This is a genomic window from Lentibacter algarum (assembly GCF_040580765.1).
GTDB lineage: Bacteria > Pseudomonadota > Alphaproteobacteria > Rhodobacterales > Rhodobacteraceae > Lentibacter > Lentibacter algarum.
In genome coordinates this window covers 1,012,822-1,032,856 of record NZ_CP158687.1, presented here as the reverse complement: position 1 = coordinate 1,032,856, position 20,035 = coordinate 1,012,822, and the positions used below count along the sequence as shown (strand labels likewise).

Annotated in this window: 20 protein-coding genes; 1 reads left to right on the top strand and 19 read right to left on the bottom strand. The window is 57.3% G+C overall.

The features are described from left to right. Positions 1-2: 2 nt before the first annotated feature. The 19 genes from nuoF to DSM117340_RS04835 all read right to left on the bottom strand — a co-directional run bounded on the left by nuoF (position 3) and on the right by DSM117340_RS04835 (position 18,570). Positions 3-1,295 carry an NADH-quinone oxidoreductase subunit NuoF gene (gene nuoF, locus DSM117340_RS04925; RefSeq protein WP_089888334.1) on the bottom strand — a complete coding sequence of 431 codons (1,293 nt, stop codon included), beginning with the start codon at positions 1,293-1,295 and terminating at the stop codon, positions 3-5. Positions 1,296-1,298: 3 nt separating this feature from the next. After that, on the bottom strand, positions 1,299-1,529 hold the full coding sequence (locus DSM117340_RS04920) for a DUF5337 domain-containing protein (protein WP_089888332.1): 231 nt from the start codon (positions 1,527-1,529) through the stop codon (positions 1,299-1,301). Positions 1,530-1,535: 6 nt separating this feature from the next. Then, positions 1,536-2,693 carry a hypothetical protein gene (locus tag DSM117340_RS04915; protein ID WP_271437078.1) on the bottom strand — a complete coding sequence of 386 codons (1,158 nt, stop codon included), beginning with the start codon at positions 2,691-2,693 and terminating at the stop codon, positions 1,536-1,538. A gap of 39 nt (positions 2,694-2,732) precedes the next feature. After that, a complete protein-coding gene (locus tag DSM117340_RS04910) occupies positions 2,733-3,866 on the bottom strand; it encodes an NADH-quinone oxidoreductase subunit E (protein ID WP_089888330.1) in 1,134 nt (377 codons plus the stop codon). A gap of 40 nt (positions 3,867-3,906) precedes the next feature. Beyond that, positions 3,907-5,124 carry an NADH-quinone oxidoreductase subunit D gene (locus DSM117340_RS04905; RefSeq protein ID WP_177170640.1) on the bottom strand — a complete coding sequence of 406 codons (1,218 nt, stop codon included), beginning with the start codon at positions 5,122-5,124 and terminating at the stop codon, positions 3,907-3,909. Further along, entirely contained in the window at positions 5,124-5,732 is a 609-nt protein-coding gene (locus DSM117340_RS04900; protein WP_089888327.1) for an NADH-quinone oxidoreductase subunit C, read from the bottom strand. Before DSM117340_RS04900 ends, DSM117340_RS04905 begins: the two co-directional genes overlap by 1 nt. A 23-nt stretch (positions 5,733-5,755) precedes the next feature. After that, positions 5,756-6,298, bottom strand: coding sequence for an NADH-quinone oxidoreductase subunit B (locus DSM117340_RS04895; protein ID WP_089889025.1), 543 nt, complete (start codon positions 6,296-6,298; stop codon positions 5,756-5,758). Beyond that, entirely contained in the window at positions 6,295-6,660 is a 366-nt protein-coding gene (locus DSM117340_RS04890) for an NADH-quinone oxidoreductase subunit A (RefSeq protein WP_089888326.1), read from the bottom strand. Before DSM117340_RS04890 ends, DSM117340_RS04895 begins: the two co-directional genes overlap by 4 nt. A 315-nt stretch (positions 6,661-6,975) precedes the next feature. Further along, positions 6,976-7,758, bottom strand: a complete 783-nt coding sequence (locus DSM117340_RS04885; protein ID WP_089888324.1) for a crotonase/enoyl-CoA hydratase family protein — start codon at positions 7,756-7,758, stop codon at positions 6,976-6,978. Beyond that, the gene (locus DSM117340_RS04880) at positions 7,751-8,617 is read right to left on the bottom strand and encodes a hydroxymethylglutaryl-CoA lyase (RefSeq protein WP_089888322.1); all 867 of its coding nucleotides are present in this window, start codon (positions 8,615-8,617) and stop codon (positions 7,751-7,753) included. The genes DSM117340_RS04885 and DSM117340_RS04880 overlap by 8 nt, the downstream gene beginning before the upstream one ends. Next, positions 8,614-9,306: a glutathione S-transferase family protein gene (locus DSM117340_RS04875; protein ID WP_282058239.1), complete on the bottom strand. Its 693-nt coding sequence runs from the start codon at positions 9,304-9,306 to the stop codon at positions 8,614-8,616. The genes DSM117340_RS04880 and DSM117340_RS04875 overlap by 4 nt, the downstream gene beginning before the upstream one ends. After that, entirely contained in the window at positions 9,303-11,252 is a 1,950-nt protein-coding gene (locus tag DSM117340_RS04870; protein ID WP_089888319.1) for an acetyl/propionyl/methylcrotonyl-CoA carboxylase subunit alpha, read from the bottom strand. Before DSM117340_RS04870 ends, DSM117340_RS04875 begins: the two co-directional genes overlap by 4 nt. Further along, positions 11,245-11,670: an ASCH domain-containing protein gene (locus DSM117340_RS04865; RefSeq protein WP_089888318.1), complete on the bottom strand. Its 426-nt coding sequence runs from the start codon at positions 11,668-11,670 to the stop codon at positions 11,245-11,247. The genes DSM117340_RS04870 and DSM117340_RS04865 overlap by 8 nt, the downstream gene beginning before the upstream one ends. Beyond that, positions 11,667-12,125, bottom strand: coding sequence for a hypothetical protein (locus DSM117340_RS04860; RefSeq protein WP_089888316.1), 459 nt, complete (start codon positions 12,123-12,125; stop codon positions 11,667-11,669). The genes DSM117340_RS04865 and DSM117340_RS04860 overlap by 4 nt, the downstream gene beginning before the upstream one ends. 3 nt (positions 12,126-12,128) lie before the next feature. Continuing rightward, on the bottom strand, positions 12,129-13,733 hold the full coding sequence (locus DSM117340_RS04855) for a carboxyl transferase domain-containing protein (RefSeq protein WP_089888314.1): 1,605 nt from the start codon (positions 13,731-13,733) through the stop codon (positions 12,129-12,131). After that, positions 13,730-15,253, bottom strand: a complete 1,524-nt coding sequence (locus tag DSM117340_RS04850; RefSeq protein ID WP_354689881.1) for an AMP-binding protein — start codon at positions 15,251-15,253, stop codon at positions 13,730-13,732. Before DSM117340_RS04850 ends, DSM117340_RS04855 begins: the two co-directional genes overlap by 4 nt. Beyond that, positions 15,253-16,416 (bottom strand): isovaleryl-CoA dehydrogenase, encoded by a 1,164-nt coding sequence (locus DSM117340_RS04845; RefSeq protein WP_089888310.1) that lies wholly within the window; start codon positions 16,414-16,416, stop codon positions 15,253-15,255. The genes DSM117340_RS04850 and DSM117340_RS04845 overlap by 1 nt, the downstream gene beginning before the upstream one ends. Positions 16,417-16,621: 205 nt before the next feature. Then, positions 16,622-17,818 (bottom strand): aminotransferase class I/II-fold pyridoxal phosphate-dependent enzyme, encoded by a 1,197-nt coding sequence (locus tag DSM117340_RS04840; protein ID WP_089888308.1) that lies wholly within the window; start codon positions 17,816-17,818, stop codon positions 16,622-16,624. Between the two features lie 92 nt (positions 17,819-17,910). Continuing rightward, a complete protein-coding gene (locus tag DSM117340_RS04835; protein ID WP_089888306.1) occupies positions 17,911-18,570 on the bottom strand; it encodes an HAD-IA family hydrolase in 660 nt (219 codons plus the stop codon). Between the two features lie 108 nt (positions 18,571-18,678). Here DSM117340_RS04835 and glmU point away from each other — a divergent pair, with 108 nt between their 5' ends. After that, the gene (gene glmU, locus DSM117340_RS04830) at positions 18,679-20,034 is read left to right on the top strand and encodes a bifunctional UDP-N-acetylglucosamine diphosphorylase/glucosamine-1-phosphate N-acetyltransferase GlmU (protein WP_089888305.1); all 1,356 of its coding nucleotides are present in this window, start codon (positions 18,679-18,681) and stop codon (positions 20,032-20,034) included. Position 20,035: the final 1 nt, after the last annotated feature.

Sequence of the window (20,035 nt, the reverse complement as noted above, 5' to 3'; positions counted from 1 at the left end):
GGTTACTCCGCTGCCAATGTCTTGCCCGAAGCTTGGGCTCTGATACGGTCTTCAATTTCTCCACGGAAATTCTTGATAAGCCCCTGAATAGGCCAAGCCGCCGCATCACCAAGCGCGCAAATGGTATGGCCTTCGACCTGCTTGGTCACATCCCACAGCATGTCGATCTCTTCCATGCTCGCATTGCCTTCAACAAGCCGCTCCATCACGCGCATCATCCAGCCTGTGCCTTCACGACAAGGCGTGCACTGCCCGCAGCTTTCATGCTTGTAAAACTTAGCCAAGCGCCAGATCGCTTTGATCATGTCGACTGAATTATCCATCACGATCACAGCCGCTGTGCCAAGGCCCGAGCCCAGCTCACCACGCAGATAATCGAAATCCATGATCGCGTCTTTCATGTGCTCACCGCGCACACAAGGCACCGACGAACCACCAGGAATAACGGCCTGAAGGTTGTTCCAACCGCCGCGTATACCGCCGCAATGCTTCTCAATCAGCTCTTCAAAGCTGATGCTCATTTCTTCTTCAACAACACAAGGGTTGTTCACGTGGCCAGAGATGGCAAAAAGCTTCGTTCCGGCGTTGTTTTGGCGACCAAAGCTTGAGAACCAGCTCGCGCCGCGGCGCAGGATCGTCGGAACGACAGCAATACTCTCAACGTTGTTAACCGTCGTTGGGCAGCCATAAAGACCCGCCCCCGCTGGGAACGGCGGCTTCATACGAGGCATGCCCTTCTTGCCTTCAAGGCTCTCCAGAAGCGCGGTTTCTTCACCGCAGATATAAGCGCCTGCACCATGGTGCAAATAGATGTCAAAATCCCACCCGCTGCCACACGCATTCTTGCCAACAAGACCTGCGTCATATGCCTCGTCGATAGCCGCCTGAAGCGCTTCCTTTTCGCGGATGTATTCACCGCGAATATAAATGTAGCAGGCATGGGCTTGCATCGCGAAGCTCGCAATCAGGCAGCCCTCAATCAGCGTATGCGGATCATGGCGCATGATTTCACGGTCTTTACATGTACCTGGCTCAGATTCATCCGCGTTCACGACCAAATAAGAAGGACGACCGTCGCTCTCTTTGGGCATGAAGCTCCACTTCAGACCCGTTGGGAAACCCGCACCGCCGCGCCCGCGCAAGCCGCTGGCTTTCATCTCGTCGATGATCCAGTCACGGCCTTTGCCGATAAGCTTGTCGGTCCCGTCCCAATGTCCACGCGCCTGCGCGCCGCGCAAGGTGCGCTCGTGCATTCCGTAGATATTGGTAAAGATACGGTCCTGATCTTTGAGCATGCCTTAACCCTCTTTGTCCTGGCGCTTACGCCAGAGCTGCAACGTGACAACCAGCGCCCAAACGAGCGCGCCAATCGCCGCAAAATCTATCAAGAGCGCGTAGCGCCCCGGAAGCCCCAGTTGAGGCCCCAGCCATTGAGCAGCAAGCCACAAAACCATTGCACCAGCGATAACGAGTGAAACAACCCGCCCTGCCCGTGCCTGCTTTTGATCCTGATCACTGCTCACAGCCATGTCCTATCAAGCTTTCTTGTTCTTCTTAGAAAACTCGGTCTCACCGCCCGCCGCGAGGATCTTGGCTTGCGCCATCCAATCGTCGCGTTCGATGCGGCCTTTAAATCGCAGGCGGCTGTCGACCCATTCGATCTCGGCCTTGCCCCATTTTTCGACCTGATCAAAGTGCCAGAAGCCCATGTCATTGAGAGTTTTCTCAAGCTTGGGACCAACACCACTGATAAGCTTCAAATCGTCCGCGCCAGACTTGCGAGGCGCGCTCAGCGTACGTGGCTTTTTCTCGCCAGCAGGCTTCGCTGCTGCTTTTGCAGTTGCTTTGGCCGCAGGCTTGGCTGCCGTCTTGGAAGCCGTCTTGGAAGCCGCTTTCGCTGCAGCCTTTGGAGCCGCCTTGGCTTTGGTCGCAGGCTTCGCTGTTGTTGCTTTCACTGCAGCAGTCGTTTTCTTTGCTGCGGGCTTAGCAGCAGGCTTGGCTGCCGCCGCTTTTGCAGTGGCTGGCTTAGCGGCGGTGCCCTTCGCTGGGGCCTTCGCGTCTGAAGCCTTCTTTGTGGCAGGTTTTGACGCAGACTTTGCTGCTGCCGGCTTTTCAGCTGTTTTAACAGCAGGCTTGGCCGCCGCTTTCGTTGTCGTGCTCGCCTTCGCACCGCCCGTTTTAGCGGCAGTCTTGGTCGCTGCGGCTTTGCCCTTGGCTTTCGCAGCTGTGCTTTTCACGGCGGGTTTGGCAGCGGAGGCCTTGGCTTTCGCTTTCGGGGCAGATGCATCACTTACAAAAGTGGCAGGCGTTGAGGCAGAGGCGGTGGCAGCCGTCCCCGTCGTCGCTGCCTTCGCTTCAGCTGTACGCTTCTCGTCCGCAGCCCGCGCGGCAGCGCTTCCGTCGTCTGCTTTCGCTGATGAGGCCACTGCCCCAGTCGCAACAGCTGCTCCGGCGGTCGCCGCAGCAACTTTGGCGCTGGATGTGTCCGAAGCGACAGCAGCATCGTGTGGCGCGCTCTTACAGAACAGCGTGCTAAGAACCAGACCAGCAAATATGCCGACCGCAAGGCCAACCATCAACGCAGCAATTGAGCCGACAGCCGCTTGGCTCATCGCAAAGGCAGCGATGCCCGCAACAAGCCCAATCAGCCAACAAACCCAACCACAAAAACCCAAACCTGACGTATGTTTCATTTCACTTCCCCCTTGCCGGAACCATTCGGCATTGCACTATTATTTTTTACTCTTCTTGGAAAATTCAGTTTCACCACCCGCCGCAAGAATGCTGGCTTGCGCCATCCAGTCATCGCGCTCGATGCGGCCTTTAAACTTGAGGCGGCTGTCCACCCAAGCGATCTCGTCACCCGTCCATTTCGCAATCTGGTCAAAATGCCAGAAGCCGAGTTCATTCAACGTTTGTTCGAGCTTTGGCCCGACACCGCTGATAAGCTTCAAATTGTCCGCGCCCGCTTTACGCGGTGCTGTCATGGTGCGTGGCTTTTTCTCTGCCACAGCGCCAGTTTGCGCCGCTGGCTTGGCAGAGGCCTTGGCCTTTGCTGCTGGCTTCGTGGCGGCAACCGATTTGGCCGGCGCCTTAACCTTCGCCGCAGACTTTGCTGCCGCTTTGGTCCCTTTCGCCTTTCCAGCCGATTTATCTGTGCGGTCAAGCCATGGCGTCAAGATCGGAACCTCTGTCCCGTCAATCCGCTTCACTGTCTCACCGAGATCCACAGCAAGCTGCGCACTCGCATTATACTGTGTCTTGCCGCTGTCATGTTCGACGAGAGATGTCAGCCCAGACAAAGGCTCAGCCGCGTAACGTCCGTTTTGCGGACCAGGCACAGGCACGCGCCCCGCAGCAAGCTCGTCAATGATCTTGCCCAAGCCTTCAGCTGTAAGGTCTTCGTAATAATCCTTGCCGATTTGAGCCATCGGCGCATTGGAACACGCACCCAAGCACTCGACTTCTTCCCAAGAAAAGCACCCATCCTCTGAAAGCTGATGTGGCTTAGCAGCGATTTTCTCTTTGCACACGGCAATCAAATCTTCCGCGCCGCAAATCATGCAGGACAATGTTCCGCAAACCTGAATATGCGCAACAGAACCAACAGGTTGCAGTTGGAACATAAAGTAAAAAGAGGCCACCTCGAGCACGCGGATTTGCGCCATCCCCAGCATGTTGGCAACTGTCTCAATGATCGGACGAGTCACCCAGCCCTCTTGCTCCTGCGCACGCCACAACAGCGGAATAACCGCACTCGCTTGGCGGCCTTCGGGGTATTTTGTGATCTGCGCCTCGGCCCACTGTTGGTTTGCAGGCGTGAAAGCAAAGCTCTCTGGCTGATCATGATAAAGACGACGAAGCATCAGTTCTTCTCTTTCTTTAGTAGCTTAACAACCGACAGGCTCACCTGTCGATCTCCCCAAACACAACATCCATAGTCCCGATGATCGCAGCAACATCAGCAAGCTGATAGCCCCGCGCGATATGGTCCATGGCCTGCAAATGCAGATATCCCGGAGCGCGGATTTTACTACGGTAAGGCTTATTGGAACCATCAGACACCAGATAGACGCCAAATTCGCCCTTCGGTGCTTCAACACAGACATAGGTCTCGCCTTCGGGCACATGGAAGCCCTCGGTGTAGAGTTTAAAGTGGTGAATGAGCGCTTCCATCGACGTTTTCATCTCAGCGCGCTTGGGCGGCGTAAGCTTACCCCGCGCAAGAATGTCGCCCTGCCCGTCAGGCGCCCGAAGCTTGTGGCACGCCTGAATCATGATGTGTGCCGACTGGCGCATTTCTTCCATGCGCATCAAGTAACGGTCATAGCAGTCGCCGTTCTTGCCCACAGGAATCTGGAATTCGAATTCATCATAGCATTCGTAGGGCTGCGCGCGGCGCAAATCCCACGCCATACCAACAGAGCGCGCCATAACGCCCGACATCGCCCAATCCAGAACGTCCTGCTCGGTGATCACACCGATCTCGACATTGCGCTGTTTGAAAATGCGGTTCTCGGTCAGCAAGCCACCAAGGTCTTCCAGAAACTTCGGAAAGCCGATGGCCCACTCTTCGATATCGTCAATCAAATCAGGCGGCAGGTCTTGGTGGACACCGCCAGGACGGAAATAAGCCGCGTGCAAACGCGCACCACAGGCCCGCTCGTAAAAGACCATCAGCTTTTCGCGCTCTTCAAAGCCCCAAACAGGCGGCGTGAGCGCTCCCACGTCAAGCGCTTGCGTTGTCACGTTGAGCAAGTGGTTCAGAATGCGGCCGATCTCGCAATACAGCACGCGAATAAGGCTCGCACGGCGCGGCACTTCCACACCTGTCAGCTTTTCAATCGCCAAGCACCAAGCATGCTCTTGGTTCATCGTGCCGACATAATCAAGGCGGTCAAAGTACGGCAGGTTTTGCAAATAGGTCCGGCTCTCCATGAGCTTTTCCGTGCCACGGTGCAGCAGCCCGATATGCGGATCACACCGCTCAACAATCTCACCGTCAAGCTCCAGAACAAGACGCAAAACGCCGTGCGCAGCAGGGTGCTGCGGACCAAAGTTCAGGTTAAAGTTGCGAATTTTCTGCTCGCCCGTCTGGGCGTCATCAAAGCTCGTGCCGTCCATCATTTCGCGCCCTCGCCTTTTTCATCACCTGGAAGGATGTAGTTCGCGCCCTCCCACGGGCTCATGAAGTCAAACTGCCGATACTCCTGCACCAGCTTAACTGGCTCATAAACAACGCGCTTTTGCGCCTCGTCATAGCGCAGCTCAACATAGCCTGTTGTCGGAAAATCCTTACGAAGCGGATAGCCACGAAAACCGTAGTCTGTCAGGATGCGGCGCAGGTCTGGGTGACCGCTGAAGAGAATGCCAAACATGTCAAAGACTTCACGCTCAAACCAGTTCGCGCTTGGGTGCACCTCTGTGATCGACGGCACGATCTCATCCTCACGGATCGCCATTTTCAAGCGAATACGGTGGTTCTGAAACATGCTCAGGAAGTGATAGACAACCTCAAACCGCTTGGGGCGCTCGGGATAGTCTACAGCCGTCAGGTCAACCAAGGTCGAAAACTTGCAAGCGTTGTCAGTCTTCAAAAAGTCGACAAGCCCCGCAATATTCGCAGGGGCCACATCCACGCTTAGCTCACCAAAGCTCACATCCCAACCCAGCACACAATCTGGCCGTTTGGCCTCGATCAACGCGCCCAGCTCTCGCAGCTCTTCGCTCATATATCTCTTCCTCTCGCCTGCGCTTAGCGCGCAATCGTTCCTGTGCGGCGGATTTTACGCGCCAGCTGCATGATCCCGTAAAGAAGTGCTTCCGCCGTCGGAGGGCAGCCTGGGACATAAATATCCACGGGCACAATCCGATCACACCCACGCACCACAGAATAGCTGTAGTGGTAATAGCCACCGCCATTCGCACAAGATCCCATTGAAATCACATAGCGCGGCTCTGGCATCTGGTCATAAACCTTGCGCAGCGCGGGGGCCATCTTATTGGTCAGCGTCCCCGCCACGATCATCACATCTGACTGGCGCGGGCTGGCGCGCGGCGCAATCCCGAAGCGCTCCGCATCATAACGCGGCATCGAGGTGTGCATCATTTCGACAGCACAGCACGCAAGACCAAAGGTCATCCAGTGCAGCGAGCCCGTGCGCGCCCAGTTGATCAGGTCTTCCGCTGACGTCAGCAAAAAGCCCTTATCTTGCAACTCGGCGTTCAAAGCCTGCGTCGAAGTTTCTTTGTCCACACCAGCCGTATTGAGGCCCGTTTGGATGCCCGTTGAGGTCATGACCATTCGAGCGCCCCCTTCTTCCATTCGTAAGCAAAGCCAGCTGTCAGCACACCGAGGAAAACCATCATCGACCAGAAGCCAACCATGCTGATATCTTTGAAAGCAACAGCCCAAGGAAAGAGCATCGCAATTTCCAGATCGAAAATGATGAAGAGAATCGACACGAGATAAAACCGCACGTCAAATTTCATCCGGGCATCATCAAATGCGTTGAAGCCGCATTCATAAGCCGAGACCTTTTCGGGGTCAGGGTTGCGCACTGCAAGAATGAGGGCAGCAAGGATCAAAACAAGGCCTAAGCCGATGGCAATAACAAGTAAGATCAGAATAGGGAGGTATTCCCGCAGCATCTCTTCCACGTGAGGCTCCTTTCATGCGCACATTCGCGCATAGGTGTGGCAGCTTTTCATTGCAAATGGGTTTACTCCCGCCCCATGTCAGGGTCAACCGACAGAGCATTACATTCACTAAAATCTATATGTTGCGGTGAAAGCCCCAAAGTGAGCGCTCTGTTGCGCTGCTCCCTCCCTCTCCCTCACTGAAAGATTAAGGCCAATATGGGACCACACGCGCTGCGCTCAGCACGGCACAAGGCGCGCCAAACAGAAGAAGTTTTGACCTAAATTTTTAAGGCCACAAGGCTCACAAGGCCAAACAGACCATAGCCTCTGGCCTCAAAGCACCCAAGGTGCGCGGCGCTTTTCAAAAAACGCTGCAATCCCTTCACGCGCTTCTTCGCCTTCCCAAGTCTCAACCAGACGATCAATTGTCGCCTCGATAATTGCCGGCGTAATCGCAGGTCCAAGACTGCGCGCGAGCGCTTTTGACGCAGCCACGGCTTTTGGCGCTGCCGCCAGATACGGTAGGACTTCTGCATCCACGGCAGCGTCAAGTGAGTCTGCCTCGACAACCCTTGCCAGCAGATTCAGCTCGCGCGCCTCCTCTGCCCCAAACAATCTCGCCGACATAAACACACGCCGCGCTTTATCTTCTCCCATCCGAGCGAGAACATAAGGGCTGATCGTGGCAGGAATCAGTCCAAGCTTCACTTCGGTCAGGCCAAATTTTGCCTCGGGCACGCCAAGCGCAACATCAGCGACAGACATCATGCCGATCCCACCGCCGAAGGCATTGCCCTGTACTCGTGCAATCAAGGGCTTGGGCAACTCATTGAGTGCATTCAGCATCATCGCAAGCTCACGCGCTCCCTCACGCCGCGTCTGGGCATCCGCCGCCATCTGGTCTTGCATCCAGCGCAGATCGCCACCCGCGCAAAAGCTCTTGCCCTTTGCGGCCAATACAACCACGCGCACCCCATCATCCTTGCCAAGTGCTTTCGCTGCCCCTGTCAACTCTCGGATCATCTCGGCGCTCAGCGCGTTGTGTTTGTCTTCACGCGCAAGCCAGAGCGTGGCCACACCGCGCGCATCTGTTTCAATCTCGATCGTGTTATACATTATCCTGCTCCTTGCGCATCGCGCGCGCCATATCTGCGGCACGGATCAAGACCGCACGGTCCAGCCCGGTTTCATATCCAAGCTCAACAAGTCTGTCATGCACAGCCTCTGTCGCAACATTGCCCGCAGCACCAGGGGCATAGGGACAGCCACCAAGCCCACCTACAGCCGCGTCAAACACCCTGACACCGCGCGCCAGTGAGGCTTCAATGTTGCTGAGCGCGCGCCCGCTCGTGTCGTGATAATGCCCCGCAAGCTCACTTGCAGGCATCTCTTCAAGCACAGCCGCCAGCATCGCATCGATTGTCTCGGGACGCGCCTGCCCGATTGTGTCGCCAAGGCTGATCTCATAGCAGCCCATCTCGTGCAGGGCCTTGGCAACGCGTGCCACAGCTTCGGGCGCTGTCGCCCCGTCATAGGGGCAATCCGTCACACAAGAAATATACCCCCGCATTGGCAGCCCTACCGCCTTAGCGGCCTCAGCCACTGGTGCAAAGCGCTCAAGACTTTCGGCAACGGTTGCGTTGATATTGGCCTTTGAAAATCCTTCTGACGCCGATCCGAAAATGGCAATCTCATCTGCCTTCGCCGCCAACGCGCCTTCAAAGCCGCGCAAGTTCGGTGTCAGCGCTGCATAAGAAACGCCTTCCGCGCGCATGATTCCCGCCAAAACATCAGCGCTGTCCGCCATCTGCGGCACCCATTTGGGGCTCACAAAACTTGCAATCTCAATCCGCTTGAAACCCGCCTCAGACAGACAGTTCACCAGCGCAATTTTCTCCGCGGTCGGGATTTGGCGCTTTTCATTCTGCAAACCGTCCCTCGGGCCGACCTCAAAAATTTCGACATATCCGCTCATGTCTCGCTCCGCTCAGGGAAGGGCCACGGCGCATAAAACGCCTCTGTGTAAAGCTTCTGTTCTCCGACAGCCATGGTCGCCGCAAAACTCGAGCGCTCGGTGATCCGCTCATACCAAGCTGAAAGCTCAGGGTAGTCGTCAGTCTTCACGAAATGCCTGCCAACATAGACTGCCTGCCCGACAGCAATATCAACAGCCGAAAACCCGGATGTTAGCAGGTAGTCACGGTTCTCCACAGGCGTAGACAGCCGCGCTTCGATCGCCTCATAACACTTCGCCAGCCGCTTCGCCTCAAGCTGCATGATATAGGGCGAACGCATATAGTCTTCGTACAGCATAATATGCTGCTGCGTCAGTGCTGCGGCATGAACCGTTACCGTCTCGGCAAAATGCAACCATGTCAGCCACGCCATACGATCAGGGTTGCTTGGCTCGCGGCCCAGATTACGCTCTGGAAAGCGCTCGCAAAGATATTCAATCATCGCGCCACTCTCAAACATCCGCTCCCCTTCGATCTCCATCGCCGGCACGCGCCCCGCAGGGCTCAGCGTGAGAAATTCAGGTGAACGCAGGCCGCGGTCAAACGGATGCACCTGCACCTGCACCTGAAAATCAGGCACTTCCAGTTCATGCAACAACCAAAGCACGCGCATCGAGCGACTTTGAGGAACGTGGTGGAGCGTGATCATGCCGCCGCCTCCGCGTCTTCCTCTTCCAGCCGAATAAGGGCAGCCCCTGCCTCCACTTGGGCTCCAGCCTCACAGAGCACTTCCGCCACAATCCCGTCGCGCGCCGCCAGAAGCGAGTGCTCCATCTTCATGGCTTCCAAAATCGCGAGCCTATCGCCCGCTTTCACAGGCTCACCTGCTCGGGTAAAGACAGCCTTCACAAGCCCAGGCATCGGCGCCTCAATAAGGGCTGCGCCAGCACCGACAGACGCCGCGCGCTCCAAAGGATCGATCACATCAAAGGAAAGGCCATACTGCGCAAAGACATAGGCCTTGCCGTCCTTGAGCATCGCATCAGGCGCCAGCTGCCCATTGAGCCGCCAACGCCCTCCAACACACCGCGCCTCAACACGGGTGTCGCCAAAGCTCACATCATGTGCCGCTTCGTTCAGACTTTCTACAACGACGTCAAAGGCTTCATCTTTAAAGCTCAGGCGCACCTGCCGCTTCATCGCGGACCAAAGATGAAAGCCAGTCGGCCAGCCTGCGCCCGTAAGCCCAAGCGCCACCAAAGCCGCCAACGCGCGCTCCTCATCACTTGGCAAAGGGGCTTGCACAAGGCTGTCCAGATCGCGGCCAATCAGCCCCGTGTCCACATCGCCCGCCGCAAAACCCTCATGCGCACAAAGCGCACCAAGGAAACTCAAGTTTGTCACCGTCCCCGCCACTTGCGTCTCCGCAAGCGCCCGCGCCATGCGCTTCAGTGCAACGGCACGGCTCGGCCCGTGGGTGATGATCTTGGCAATCATCGGGTCATAAAACGGGCTAATGGTGTCGCTCGTGCGCACGCCACTGTCGGCCCGCGCGCCTTCAGGGAAGGCCAGATGCGCAAGCGTTCCCGTGGCGGGCAAAAAGCCCTTGGGAACATCCTCCGCATAGAGGCGGCTTTCAAAGGCGTGCCCCGTAATGCTCAGCTCGTCTTGGCGCTTGGGCAAGCCCTCACCCGACGCCACCCGCAACTGCCACTCCACCAGATCAACACCCGTGATCGCTTCGGTCACAGGGTGCTCAACCTGAAGTCGCGTGTTCATCTCCATAAACCAGAACCCATCGGCACGTAGCCCGCGCGAGCCGTCAACGATAAACTCAACGGTCCCTGCGCCCTTATAGCCGATCGCCTCAGCGGCTTTCACAGCCGCATCGCCCATCGCAGCACGCATCTCGGCAGTCATCCCTGGCGCGGGCGCTTCTTCAATCACTTTCTGATGACGACGCTGCAGAGAGCAGTCCCGCTCAAAGAGATGCACGGCTTTTTCGCCATCGCCAAACACCTGAACTTCGATGTGGCGTGGCTGGGTTACAAACTTCTCAATAAGGACATCTTCGTTGCCAAAAGCTGTCTTGGCCTCGCCCTTCGCGCTCTCCAGCGCATCCATAAAGGCACTCGGCGTCTCAACAAGGCGCATCCCCTTGCCGCCGCCGCCCGCCACAGCCTTGATCAGCACAGGATAGCCGATATCATCCGCAGCACCTGCAAGATGCTCTGGGTCTTGGTTTTTGCCATGATAGCCCGGCACAACAGGCACACCTGCCTCATGCATCAGCGCCTTGGCCGCGTCCTTGAGGCCCATGGCCTTGATCGCGCTGGCCGACGGCCCAATAAACACAAGCCCCGCCGCCTCAACAGCTTCTACAAAATCGGGGTTCTCACTCAAAAAACCATATCCAGGATGGATTGCCTGAGCGCCCGTCTCTTTGGCCACACCAATCAGCACATCGCCGCGCAAATAGCTTTCGGCTGGGGCAGAGCCGCCGATATATACCGCCTCATCGGCCAGTGCGACATGCTTGCTCGCACTATCCGCGTCCGAATAGACCGCAACCGTGCGCACCCCCAGCGCCCTTGCGCTCTCAATCACACGGCAAGCAATCTCGCCTCGGTTCGCTATCAGAATCTTCTCAAACATCGTGTCCTCCAAAATCTTCAACAACGCGGAACCGCTCGCACATCAGCTCCATCTCAGGGTCAAACCCTCCGTTGCGGCGAAAGTAGGCCTCATAGCCCTGCCGCCAATGTTCCAAATCGCGAAACTCGCCCTGAGCCGCGACAAAGTCTTCGTCCATATCGCCAAAGCGGCGGGTCGTGACCTCAACAGTCTCCAGCATCACAGCAGGCCGCCCGTCCCATTCAAGCGCCACATCGCGCCGCCCCACTTCGGGCATTTCGTCGCCGCCCTTGCCATAGACAAGCAGCGCCTCGCAGGTGGCTGTCTTCTTGCCGCTGCGGATCAGAGCGAGAATACTGTCGCATAGCTTTTTGCTGTCACCAAAACGGAAGGTCTCCGCCTCGGGGTTTGCATCGATAATCTCTTGTAGAGTTTTCATTCTGGCCCCTTAAAGCTGCGGTAGCGGTGACGGTAAATCAAATTGGCGCGTGCGCTTGTGACAAGATAAACGGCAATCGCCCCTGACGCCAAAAGCTGCACCAGCCCCAAGGCGTTCAGGCTGCCAATGCCTGTCACGAGCTGGTAACCAGATATGCCGAACAAAAGCACAATCAGCGCAACCGCAAACGGCACGCGAAAGTAAAGTCCCAGCGCACCGAGCATCGGCACAAGCGACGAAAGCAAATAGAACGGCGCATAGCCAAACTGGGTAAACTCATAAAAGCGCAGCCCCGCCACAGCGACAAGATAGAGCACAATCACATAAAGCACGGCCCCCAGCTGTCCCTTCGGATGCGCTTGCGCCATCTTGCGGCTGACATAGACCCAGCGCTCGCCCGTCACTGGGTCGCGCACGCCATAGTCAAACTGTCCTGTCTCGGGCATCTCTTTCATCGGTTACATCCGGAACACGCCAAAGCGTGTCTCCTCAATCGGTGCATTCAGAGCCGCGCGCAGCGACAGCGCCAAAACATCACGACTCTTGCGCGGATCAATTATACCATCGTCCCAAAGCCGCGCGCTGGCATAAAGCGGATGCGCCTGCTCTTCAAACATATCAATCGTCGGCTGCTTAAACTTGGCCTCCTCCTCGGCAGACCAAGTGCCACCCGTGCGTTCGATACCGTCGCGCTTAACCGTGGCCAAGACGCCAGCCGCCTGCTCGCCCCCCATCACAGAAATACGCGAGTTCGGCCAACTCCAAAGGAAGCGTGGGCTATAGGCCCGCCCTGCCATGCCGTAGTTGCCCGCCCCAAAAGAGCCGCCCACCAGCATGGTAATCTTTGGCACAGAGGTTGTTGCCACCGCTGTCACCATCTTCGCACCGTGGCGCGCGATGCCCTCGTTTTCATACTTACGGCCAACCATAAAGCCTGTGATATTTTGCAAGAACACCAGCGGGATCTTGCGCTGGCTGCAAAGCTCAACAAAATGCGCGCCCTTCTGGGCCGCTTCGGAGAACAAAACACCGTTGTTGGCGATGATCCCCACAGGACAGCCCTTCACATGGGCAAAACCAGTGACAAGCGTCTCGCCATAGCGTGGCTTGAATTCATCAAAGCGCGAGCCGTCCACCGTGCGCGCAATCACTTCGCGAATGTCATAAGGCGTGCGCAAATCCGCGGGAACAACTCCAAAAATCTCTTCGGGGTCATAGGCAGGCTCCTCGCTCGTCTGCCAGTCCACGCTCATGGGCCGCTGACGGTTCAAATGGCTCACGGCACGACGCGCCAGCGCCAAAGCATGCGCATCATCTTCTGCAAGATAATCCGCCACACCCGAGAGGCGCGTATGCACATCCCCGCCACCCAAGTCTTCAGCTGTGACAACCTCGCCCGTCGCCGCCTTTACCAAGGGGGGGCCTGCCAAGAAGATTGTCCCCTGCTCTTTAACAATGATGGTCACATCAGACATGGCAGGCACATAAGCGCCCCCAGCCGTGCAAGACCCCATAACCACGGCGATTTGCGGAATACCCTTGGCGCTCATCTGAGCCTGATTGTAAAAGATCCGCCCAAAGTGGTCACGGTCAGGGAAAACCTCGTCCTGCTGCGGCAGGTTCGCCCCACCACTGTCGACCAAGTAGATACAGGGCAAGCGGTTCTCCTGCGCAATCTCTTGGGCGCGCAGATGCTTCTTTACCGTCATGGGGAAATAGGTGCCGCCTTTAACGGTGGCATCGTTGCAAACGATCATGCATTCCTGCCCCGAGACCATACCGATCCCCGCAATCACCCCCGCCGCAGGCGCGGCATTGTCATACATCCCATGCGCCGCCGTCGCGCCGACCTCCAGAAAAGGGCTCCCAGCATCCAAGAGGTTGGCCACACGGTCACGCGGCAGCATCTTGCCACGGCCCACATGCCGCTCACGCGAGCGTTCACCGCCCCCCAGCGCTGCGGCCTCCGCCGCCTCTCGGACAACACGTAGAGCTTCAAGATGCCCCTCGCGGTTGGCCTTAAACTGCTCGCTCGTCGGGATCGCTTGGCTTTGCAACTTCATGTCTTTTCCTCCTCGGCAGCCCGTGCCTTCAACTCTTTGCGGATCACCTTGCCAGTAACAGTCATCGGCAAGGCCTCCAGAAACTCCACTTCGCGGGGGTAGCTATAGCTCGCCAGCCGCGTCTTGACCCATGTTTGAAGCTCCTCAGCGCTCGCCTCGGCTCCATCTTTCAAGACAACATAAGCCTTCACAATCTCGTGGCGCAGCGCGTCGGGCTTACCCACAACCCCCACAGTCGCCACCGCGCTATGGGTCATCAGGCAATCTTCAATCTCCGCAGGACCAATCCGATAACCCCCAGAAGAAATCACATCATCCTCACGTCCAAGAAAACGAATGAAATCGCTTTCCATCACACCGCGATCCCCCGTCACAAGCCAGTCGCCACGAAACTTCTCAGCCGAGGCCTCAGGCTTGTTCCAGTATTCCAACATCATACTCGCCGCACCGCGCTTCACGGCAATGTCTCCCTCGCCGTCCGTCACTTGGCCAGCTTCGTCAATCACGGCCACATCAAACCCCGGCACAGCCTTCCCCGTCGCCCCACCCACAGGCGCAAACAGCGCTCCACAGGAGGACACAGACATGTTGCACTCGGTCTGCCCATAAAACTCGTTGATGCTCACCCCAAAGGCCTTGCGCCCCCATGCGAGCATCTCCGCGCCGAGCGGCTCGCCACCAGAGGCCACCGAGCGCAGCCCAGATATCTCCTGATCCGCCACCTTCAACATTCTGAGGGCCGTGGGCGGGAAGAACACATTGCGCACTCCCCCTTCTCGGCAAATCCGCTCCGCCTCACTCGCGGTAAACTTGGGCAACCGCGCAGCCACCACAGGCACACCCAGCGCCAAACCCGGCATCAACACATCAAACAACCCACCGATCCATGCCCAGTCCGCAGGCGTCCAGATCACATCGCCGTCTTGGCCGAGAAAATCATGGCTCATCTCAACACCAGGCAAATGCCCCGTCAGCATCCTATGGGCATGCAGCGCTCCCTTGGGCTTGCCTGTGGTTCCACTGGTGTAGATCAAGACAGCTGGCTCTTCACTGCCCGTATCCACCATCGGCACATCGCCCTCAGGCAGATCATAAGGCAAGAGAGCCTCCGCCAAGCCACCGAGCATCTCAGCACCTTCCGCATCCGTCACAACAAGCGTTAGCCCACTGTCCCCGATACGGCTCTCCAAAGCATCGCGCGCGAAAAGCTTGAACAGCGGCACAGAAATCGCCCCGATCTTCCAAATCGCAATATGCGCCGCCGCACACCACGCATCCTGCGAGAACAAAACCCCCACACGATCGCCGCGACTCACCCGCGCCGACAAAGCCAGCGCCAGCCGCCCCGCCATATCGGACAACTCACCATAAGTGACCTCACGCCGCGCACCCGACAGATCAATAATCGCAACCTGCTCGGAGGGCTGCGCCAAAACCTGCGCCGCCATATTGAGCCGCTCGGGGAGCGCCCAGTGAAAGCCCTCCCGAAGCACCTCATATGTCGCGGCGCGAGGCAGCATCAGAGATACATCCCCATCAGCTCGCGGCCAATCAGCATGCGGCGGATCTCGCTTGTCCCCGCACCAATCTCCATGAGCTTGGCATCTCGGAACATGCGCCCGCAGGCGTTGTCAGACAAGAAACCCGCACCGCCAAAGGCCTGTACGGCCTGATGCGCCACAACCATGGCCTCCTCAGACGCATAAAGACAACACGCAGCCGCATCCTGACGGGTGATATCGCCACGGTCGCAGGCGCGCGCGGCTTCATAAACGTAAGCCCGTGCGGAGTTCATCTTGGTATACATATCGGCAATCTTGCCCTGCATCAGCTGGAAGTTGCCAATCGGCTGACCAAATTGCTTGCGCTCGGCCATATAGGGCATGACCTCGTCCAGACAGGCCGCCATGATCCCCGTGCCGATGCCCGCAAGCACAACGCGCTCGTAATCAAGCCCAGACATAAGCACGCGCACGCCCTTGCCCTCTTCGCCAAGGATATTCTCAAACGGCACTTCAACGTCTTCAAACACCAGCTCCGCTGTATTGGAGCCGCGCATCCCGAGCTTGTCAAAATGCGGGGACGTGCTGAAGCCTTTCATCGATTTCTCAACAATGAACGCAGTGATGCCCTTGGGCCCCGCGTCAGGATCGGTCTTGGCATAGACCACAAGCGTTTCCGCGTCAGGGCCGTTGGTGATCCAGTATTTGGAGCCGTTCAGAACAAAGCGATCATTGCGCTTCTCGGCTCTGAGCTTCATCGAAACAACATCTGAGCCAGCGCTCGGCTCCGACATCGCCAAAGCGCCGACATGCTCACCGCTCAAGAGCTTGGGCAGATACTTCACCTTCTGCTCATGGGTGCCGTTTAGCTTAATCTGGTTCACACAGAGATTGGAATGCGCGCCATACGAAAGCGACACAGAAGCGCTGGCGCGCGCGATCTCTTCCACAGCAATCACATGCGCAAGATAGGACATGCCCGCCCCGCCGTATTCTTCGGGTGTTGTAATGCCAAGCAGACCAAGCTCACCCATCTCTTGCCAAAGTGCGTTGGGAAATTCGTTGGTCTTGTCAATCTCAGCCGCCATCGGCTTGACGCGCTCTTGCGCCCAACGATGCACCATCTCTTGCAGGGCGTTCACATCCTCGCCCAAATCAAACTTCATTGATCCCATGAACATGAGCTTGCTCTCCATTTATTGAACACTTGTTCATTTCTTAACGCAGGCCGCGATTCGTGGCAACCGTTAAGGCAGGCAGAACGCTTCACCCCACGCGCTGCGCGCGCAGGGTGAGCAACTGAGGGACGCTGCCCCCAGACCACCTGAGATATTTTAGAAAGAAGAAACAGCTAAAGGGCGAGCGCTTGGCCGCCAATGGCGTGGATTACTCCGCCGCCTGAAAAACAGCGCTGACCTCGGCCTTGATAATCCGCGCGATCAGCTCACAATCTGCAAGGCTAAAGGTCAACGGCAGGCGCATATCGACAACGCCCTTCAGAATTCTATCGCTTTTGGGCATCGGCGCGCTTGGCGCATAGCGCCAACTGTCATAGCGACTGGTGAACCCCTTTGGCTCAGCCCCACCAAACCATTTAAGCTCAACACCGCGCGCCGCACAGCGCGCAAGCACGTCTGCGACGGCCGCATCAGACCAGTCCAACAGAAGAAACTGGATCGAAGAGCCAACATAGTGCTCCTCCTCTGGCCGCCAAACGACTGTCAGACCCGCTGTCCCGCTGATCCCAGCCTCAACAGCACGATATCGCGCATTCCATGCCTCGCACTGGCTCTCTAGCCGCGCCAGCTGCGGGCGCAAGATGGCCGCACGCAAATGATCCATGCGTCCAGAAACATTGGGCGTCTGGTATTTGATCTCAGCAAAGGCTTCAGGCGGCGGCGCAGCCACATGGCGCTCAAAAAGCATATAGGACCCCGAAAGCATGATGGCGCGCGCCGCAACTTCGGCATCATCCGTGATGAGCAGACCGCCCTCTCCCGAGTTCATATGTTTGTAGGTCTGCGTCGAGTAACACCCGATGATCCCGTCCGTTCCAGAAAGCCGCCCCTTCCAACGTGCACCCATTGTATGTGCACAATCTTCAATCACGCGGATGCCCTTGCTGTCACACAGCGCCATCAAAGCATCCATATCCGCAAGATGCCCCCGCATATGACTGAGCATTAGCACATCCGCCTGATCGGCCTTGGCCGCAAGATCTTCAAGATCAATCGTCAGACGTTCGGTCACCCCGACAAAAATGGGCACAGCTCCAACGCTCGCAATCGCTCCGGGCACAGGTGCCAGCGTGAAGGCATTGGTCAAAACCTTATCGCCTGGTTTCACCCCAAGCGCACGCAAGGCGCAGCCCATGGCATATCCGCCCGAGGCCACAGCAAGGCAGTATTTCGCCCCCATTGCCGCAGCGAACTCCTGCTCAAGATGCGCGACTTCGCCCAGCTCGCCCTCTGCAAGGTTGTAACGATGCAACCGCCCCGTACGCATCACTGCAATTGCGGCTTCGATCCCCTCTTCAGGGATTGGCTCTTGCTGTGTGAAACTGCCTTTAAATATCTCGCTCATGCAGCCTTATCGCGCCTCTCTCATGGGTGCGTCAATCACCCAGTCCATGATTTCAGTTTCCCAAAAATCCAGTTTTCAAACCCACGAAGACCCTAACGCAGAAGCGCACGCGCGATCGCTGGCAAATCCGCAAAATCATGCAGCAAGGCTTCTGGCTCAAGTGCAGCCATATCTTCGCCAGACGGTCCGAATGTAACCAAGACCGACGGCACCCCCGCTGCGCGCGCAGTATTGCGGTCAGTGTCGCTATCACCCACCAACAGACAGCGCTCTGGATGCCCGCCCGCACGGCGCGCCGCCTCAAACAATGGCTCAGGGTCAGGTTTGCGCACAGGCAGCGTATCCGCGCCCACAAGGCTCGCAAAGCGGTCGAGCGCCCCCAAGCGGCGCATCAGCTCCACAGCCAACGCTTCGGGTTTATTCGTACAGATCCCAACGCCAAAGCCATCTAGCTTCAAAGCCTCCACTGCGTCCAATGCCCCGTCATAAAACACGGTACGCCGGTCTAAATCTGCAGCATAGGCCTCAAGCAGCACAGGATAAAACGCCTCAACCACCGCCTCATCAGGCCGCCCGAGCCGCTCAAGCCCGGCGCGCAGCATAAACTTCCCCCCACGCAAAGCGACGCCCGCATCAGCCTGCGTGAGCACATCGCCCTCGCCCATCTGCTGAAAGCAAGCGTTGGCCGCAGCGAGCAAATCGCCACTGGTGTCCGCCAATGTGCCGTCCAAATCAAAAATAACCGTTTCCATGTTAACACTCCCTTTGACATATCCCGCAACAATGCTTGATACGTGCCCCCTTGTGCTCTGCTCTAGAGCGGATAAAACGGGCCAGACTAAAAAAGGCAAGTAAAACCCATGAGTATCAACCTGGTTATTCTAGCCGCGGGCAAAGGCACGCGGATGAAATCTGACAGCGCAAAGGTGCTTCACAAGGTTGCGGGGGCGCCACTGCTGATCCACGCAATGAAAGCTGGCACCAGCCTTGAGCCACAAAATATTGTGATTGTGGCAGGCCATGAAGCCGACGCCGTGAGCGCCGCGGCTCTTGCCTATGACGAGAGCGCCCAGATTGTTCTGCAAACAGAACAAAAGGGCACGGGTCACGCTGTTCTCTGCACCAAAGATGCGCTCCAAGGCGCCACGGGCGATTTGCTTGTCCTCTATGGTGACACACCGTTTATCAGCCCCGAAACACTCGACACCATGCGCTCCGCCCGCGCGCGCTTTGACGTTGTGGTGCTCGGCTTTGAAGCCGCTGACCCCGCCCGCTATGGCCGCCTTGTGATGGATGGCAATACGCTGGAACGGATCGTTGAATTCAAAGATGCGTCAGATGAAGAACGCGATATAAGCTTCTGTAATAGCGGAGTTATACTCTGCTCAACAGCACATATGTTTGAGCTGCTCGCGCAGGTTACAAATGACAACGCAGGCGAGGAATACTACCTCACTGACATCATCGGTCTCGCTCGCGCAGCGGGCCTATCTGCCACTGCGGTGGCCTGTTCAGAGGCAGAAACCATGGGGGTCAACTCCCGCACGGATCTCGCCGCCGCAGAGGCTGCTTTTCAGGCCCGCGCCCGCGCTGATGCGCTCGAAGCAGGTGTAACACTCACTGCCCCCGAGACAGTTTTCTTTGCCCATGACACATACATTGGCCCAGATACAATCATCGAGCCCAACGTGATCTTCGGCCCAGAAGTTACCATCGAAAATGGCGCCCACATTCGTGCATTTTCCCATCTCGAGGGCGCACATGTCAGTCGCGGGGCGGTTGTTGGCCCCTACGCCCGCCTGCGCCCAGGTGCGGAGCTGTCTGAAAACGTGCATGTCGGCAATTTCGTCGAGATCAAAAACGCGACCCTCGCTGAGGGTGCCAAGGCCAACCACCTTACCTATATTGGCGACGCCACAATAGGCGAAGGCACCAACATAGGCGCAGGCACAATCACCTGCAACTATGACGGCGTCTTCAAACATCACACCCATATCGGCGCACGCGCCTTCATCGGCTCGAACACCATGCTGATTGCGCCTGTGTCAGTGGGAGATGAAGCGATGACAGCCACAGGTGCAATCGTGAACAAAGATGTGCCCGATGGGGCCCTCGCGATCTCACGCATTCCGCAAGACAACAAACTAAATCTCGCGCGCAAGCTCTTTGACACACTCAGAGCCAAAAAAGCCCGGCAACAAAACGAGGACGAGTAAG